The 5208-nt window shown below is 57.7% G+C and carries 3 protein-coding genes; all 3 read left to right on the top strand.

Translation table 11 applies throughout. The features are described from left to right. Positions 1–173 precede the first annotated feature (173 nt). The 3 genes from I6F21_RS37120 (at position 174) to I6F21_RS37110 (ending at position 4478) form a co-directional block, all read left to right on the top strand. Positions 174–530: a Nif11-like leader peptide family natural product precursor gene (locus tag I6F21_RS37120; RefSeq protein WP_225184323.1), complete on the top strand. Its 357-nt coding sequence runs from the start codon at positions 174–176 to the stop codon at positions 528–530. A gap of 133 nt (positions 531–663) precedes the next feature. Next, on the top strand, positions 664–2196 hold the full coding sequence (locus tag I6F21_RS37115) for a radical SAM family RiPP maturation amino acid epimerase (RefSeq protein ID WP_225184324.1): 1533 nt from the start codon (positions 664–666) through the stop codon (positions 2194–2196). Between the two features lie 305 nt (positions 2197–2501). After that, entirely contained in the window at positions 2502–4478 is a 1977-nt protein-coding gene (locus tag I6F21_RS37110; RefSeq protein WP_225184322.1) for a RiPP maturation radical SAM C-methyltransferase, read from the top strand. Positions 4479–5208 lie beyond the last annotated feature (730 nt).

Raw genomic sequence — 5208 nt, 5'->3', positions numbered from 1 at the left:
TCGACGTAGCTGAACAGCTCGCCCGCTCGATTGTCGCCGCCGCGCACGCCCCATCTCCGAATCTCGTCGGAGCTAATGAATCACGGTCGCCGGTCGGCGGCGAGCACCTTTTTCAACAGCCTGCTAGGGCCGTCGGGGCGTTTGACCACATCGAGAAATTCGGAGAGTGAGATATGTCACGATCAGAGGTAGAGCGATTCGTCAATGATCTGTCAAATGACGCTAATCTGCTCGAAGAAGTAAGGCCGAGTGCTACAGGTCTTGGATCGGTTGTGGCGAGCGGAAAAAGCCACGGCTACACCTTCACCCTTGACGAAGCTAAAGATCACCTCCGATCAATTAGCATACAGGCGGCGACGAATAAGCCCTTCGACGCGCTGGCGAGCGACACCGCGACTTCAACTGTGCAGGCAGCTGAGGTTGCTACCTCTGTTGTGGAGGCAGCGGAGGTCACCACGAGCGCGGTACAAGACGCGGAAGCGGCCACTACCGTCGCGGCGGTAGCTGAGGCAGTTGTGGTCCTAGTTTGAACGCGTGTTCTTAGTCTGGTGAGCGCGTCGGCCCGCTGCTCAATAACGGGCCGGTGCCTAGAGACCATGAAGGTGATCCATGGAAGTCGCGCCGTCCCGCCTGCAAGAAGACTTCTCAGCACAAGCTAACGTGATGCGCCCCGTTGCAGCGAAACACTATCGCCAGATCTTTGACCGACGCACTCCCGAGCAGTTGCGCACGTTGTCACATATCAAGCGCTTCATGGAGCGGCTGGTAGGGGACCTGGAGTTCCGCAGGGAGCTTTCGGAAAATATTAACACCCCTCGATTCGTAAGCGACCGCTACGGCATCGAAGTCGATCCGATCGAGATGCTGCCGCTCTGGCGCGGTACCCACCTGAAATACCGCTTTAAGCCGGAGTGTGCGTCGTGGCCGCTGGCGGTGATTTGGGACGAGTATATAGGAGAGATGTTGCGTCATCGCGACCTCTTGCGCGACGAAGGCGAAATGTCGAGAGCTAACCCTCGCTTTCATGCTTGGCGCGAGCGCCAAATCCGCCGCTGCAACGGGGAGTTAGGAGGATCGGCGATGTCGGTCACGCACCCCGTAATAGCTTTCGAGCTAAGCGAAGGCTGCAGCGTCGGCTGTTGGTTCTGCGGCCTCTCGGCCGGTCGTTTCAAAGGGTATTACGAATATAGCAAAGACAATGCGGAGCTCTGGCGCGGCGTGGTCGGTGTAGCGAACGAAATGTTTGGCTCGGCAACCCGAACTGGATTCTGCTACTGGGCCACGGACCCTATGGACAACCCACACTACGATCGATTTCTATTTGATTACTATCAGATTACGGGAGCGCTGCCGCAAACAACGACGGCCGCGCCACTTAAAGATCAGGCGCTCACCCGGCGCGTACTTGAGCTGTTTAGACAGTATCGCACTGTCACGAATCGCTTCTCCGTGCTGAGCACAAGTCACCTGAATCAGATCCACATCGCATTTTCGCCTGAGGAGCTAATGGGCGTTGAACTCATCCTGCAGGGTAGGGGGGCGCTGACTGCAAAAGCGTTCGCCGGGCGCGCGCGTGAACGAAAGGACAAGCTCAAAGGAGCCAACAAAGACAATTCAATTGGGGTGCCGGAACGCAATCATACGACGATCGCCTGCGTTTCCGGCTTCCTTGTGAATATGCTGCGGGGGCGCGTGCAGCTAGTGACGCCGGTGCCAGGTAGCGATCGCTGGCCTCTCGGTTACCGTATTGTGGCTGAACATTTCTTCCGGACGGCCAACGAGTTCCGTGATGGGCTACAAAGAACAATTGATCAACATATGTTCGAATGCCTCCCTCCCGATCTACCGATCCGATTCCGCAGAGACCTGCATTACGAGGCAGGGACCCCACACTTTCATCTTCGCTCACGCAATATGCAACACCGGGTAATCGACAACCTCGGTCCGATCTCCGTTGGCGATCTAATCGCGTGTGGCAACTGCACAGCGTCCGAGCTGGTTACGCGGATCACAGCTGACGGAAGGAGCGTGCTTGCAATTGCTGACCTGCTGGACCAGCTGTACACCGCCGGAGTAATTGAGGAAGACCTCGACGATCGTTTCGTTTCCCAGACCAGCAAGGATCTGGCGGGTCGCATCGAAGCGGCCAGCCGCGCGGCTCCCAACATGCGAGTGGATCATGCCGAGTCGCGTTAAGGAACAAGAGATCAGCCTGACGGATCTGCGGATCTTGGCGTCCCGCAAGGGCCCTGGGGACAGCCGGTCGGGAGCCTTATGGCGTGATCGCAGAAGTCGCCTTCGCTGTGCGAGCTGTCACACCTTTGCCAAAGGGATTGAAGATGCCGCGGCTATCGCGAGCCTGTGGCCTGCTACTGTGTGACTAAGCTACGGCCTGCACGAAGGCGTAAGGGTCAGGCATGCTTGACAACAGTCTCAATTTGCGGTGCCGATCTAAAGCCATCATCATTGTCCACATGGTTTCTGAGGGAAGATGGAATGAGATGAGCTCTGATGTGCCAATCGTTCTAGTCAACATGCCGATGTCGGCGGTTGAACGACCATCGCTGGCGCTTGGTCTACTGAAGTCGGTGCTGACGCAGGCCGGGCTGCGATCTAGCATAGTATGCGCTAACATTTGGTTCCTGGAGTACATAGGACTTCCTGACTATCATCTCCTCGAGAGTAGCCCGCCCGAGGAAGCTCTGGTTGATTGGCTGTTCGCAGGCGTCGCCTTTCCCGACTTCGAACCCGAGCCCGACGCTTTTCTCGACAGGTATTTTAATCGTAACCCGATGCACGCCGGGAAAGGCATGGCCGAGCGTCGTACGAACTTCAAAAAGCTGCGGTCGCTTATGGGGGAGTTCATCGATTGGACGGTTGACAAAGTGCTGATGCATCGTCCGGTCATCGTCGGGTGCACCTCTACCTTTAGCCAGCATGTCCCTTCGCTCGCATTGCTGCGTCGATTGAGCGAGCGCTCGCCGGGCGTTGTCACTCTCATGGGTGGGGCAAATTGCGAGTCGGTGATGGGGCGAACCACTCATGCTCGTTTCCCATGGATCAACTACATCGTATCGGGCGAAGCCGACGCACTGATGGGTGCGCTGTGTTGGGACATCCTTCACCGTGGCAAAGACATTTCATCGGCCGACCTGCCATTTGGCGTCTTCGGTCCGGCGCACCGCGAGGCCGGCTATCCCGCGACCTCGATGCGCGACTTGGTACCCAGGGCGGCAATTAAAAACATGCGAGACCTACCGCTGCCCGATTTCTCGGACTATTTCACCGAACTTAAGCGATCGCTCTACGCCGATCGTATCCATCCCGGACTGCCGTTGGAGTTCTCTCGTGGCTGCTGGTGGGGCGAGCGCAGCCCCTGCACGTTCTGCGGGCTGAACGGCGGATCCATCACCTACCGTCAGAAACCAGCCGAGCAGGCTGTAGAGGAAATGATCGAAATGTCGGCGCGTTACGGCTTGTCGCGTATTGAAGCAGTCGATAATATTTTGGCCATTGACTACTTCGAAAAGGCGCTGCCCCCCCTCACCGCATTACCTAGGAAGCTCGCGATCTTTTTCGAGGTGAAAGCGAATCTGAAACGCCACGAAGTAGAGAAATTGGCCGGTGCCGGCGTCCGCTGGATCCAGCCAGGTATCGAAAGCCTGGACACCCGCGTCTTGAAGTTAATGGGCAAGGGAACGACGGCAGCGCATAATGTTCAGCTCTTAAAATGGTGCCGTCAGTACGGCGTGCGGGTCAGTTGGAGTGTGCTGTGGGGCTTCCCAGGCGAGAGCGACGCATGGTATTCGGAAATGGCCGCTTGTTTGCCGCTATTGCATCACCTGCAGCCAGGACGTACAGTGCGACTGCGATACCAGCGCTATAGCCCCTATCATTACGCAGCGGACAAATACGGCCTGAAACTGCGCCCGGCCGCCTCATATCGCTACGTCTATCCGCTGTCGGAGGGCGATCTCGCGGATCAGGTTTACTACTTCGAAGACAGTGAAGACAACGATGTCGGCGGTCATTACGCAGCGGGCGACGCGAACCGCCGCCCGGGGCTGCAGGCCGTTGCGCTGGGTGTCGATGCCTGGCTAAGATCTTGGTATGAGCCGAAGCTACCCATGCTGTCGATGCGTGATAGCGGCGAAGAGCTCACCGTCGAGGACACGCGTGCCATAGCAGTCGAGTGCAAACACCGCGTGAAGGGCCTCAAGCGCGAGATTCTTCTGGCCGCGGACGAAGGCGTGCCAGAAACCCTCCTGCGCAAACGGCTGGCGACGGCGAATGTAATGCAGGCTGAGATTGACGCGGCAATAGCAGACATGACCGCTCGCAAGCTGGTCATCCGACTCGATGGGCGGCTGGTTGGGCTTCCCCTCTGGCACCCATACACGCCGATGCCTGGAATGACCGCGTTCCCTGGAGGCTATTTCGATCGACGTGCAACTCCCGTGGATATACCCCGTGAATGACGTCTCCGGGTTGCGGCAGGCCTCTTTTCGTCGTGGGCGCTCAGTAATGGTGATGAGTCCATTGCCTCACGCGCGGTCCAATGGTCCAACGGTCCAATGAACGGCTTAGAACGAACCCGCTCCGCAATGTGCGACGGACCAGGACTTTCCCGTTTTCGGCGATGCCGTGAACTTGAAAGAGCGGTTTGTCAAATCCAAACCCACCGTTCTCTCCATGGAGCGGTCCCTCCTTTGTGGCGGCTCTCTACGCGACCACGTTAGGCACTTTGATGCCGGTTCGAAGGGCCGTTCCACACCATCACTTTTGATGCAGCTCCGTTCATTCTGCGCCGATCAATCTGGCTTGGAGCAGATCGATTTTGCCGCGACGGTTCATTTGGGGTCTGACGATCGAGATCGGCGTGCCCCAAGGACAATGTCTCGGCCGCCAGATCGAGGATCCAAAACGCCTCAGAAATGAGATCGATCGCAGCATGGGAGCGGCAGCGAAACAAAGCTCGCGCCCGCATCAACAAGATGTTTACAACAGACAAAGCTCGCGCGCAAACTGGGGGCGCGCCTATCCAGACATGCTCAAAGAGTCAAAACTACTGTGACGAGCTACTAGCAGGCTGTTGAAAAAGGTGCTCGCCGCCGACCGGCGACCGTGATTCATTAGCTCCGACGAGATTCGGAGATGGGGCGTGCGCGGCGGCGACAATCGAGCGGGCGAGCTGTTCAGCTACGTCGA

It is taken from the genome of Bradyrhizobium sp. NBAIM03 (assembly GCF_020194055.1).
GTDB classification, from domain to species: domain Bacteria; phylum Pseudomonadota; class Alphaproteobacteria; order Rhizobiales; family Xanthobacteraceae; genus Bradyrhizobium; species Bradyrhizobium yuanmingense.
The sequence above is the reverse complement of the archived record's forward strand: the minus strand, read 5'-3'. Positions and strand labels throughout refer to the sequence as shown.

Excerpts from the sequence above, each read along its gene's own strand:
- I6F21_RS37110 (WP_225184322.1), top strand. The coding sequence starts at position 2,502 with ATGAGCTCTGATGTGCCAATCGTTCTAGTCAACATGCCGATGTCGGCG.
- I6F21_RS37120 (WP_225184323.1), top strand. The coding sequence starts at position 174 with ATGTCACGATCAGAGGTAGAGCGATTCGTCAATGATCTGTCAAATGAC.
- I6F21_RS37115 (WP_225184324.1), top strand. The coding sequence starts at position 664 with ATGCGCCCCGTTGCAGCGAAACACTATCGCCAGATCTTTGACCGACGC.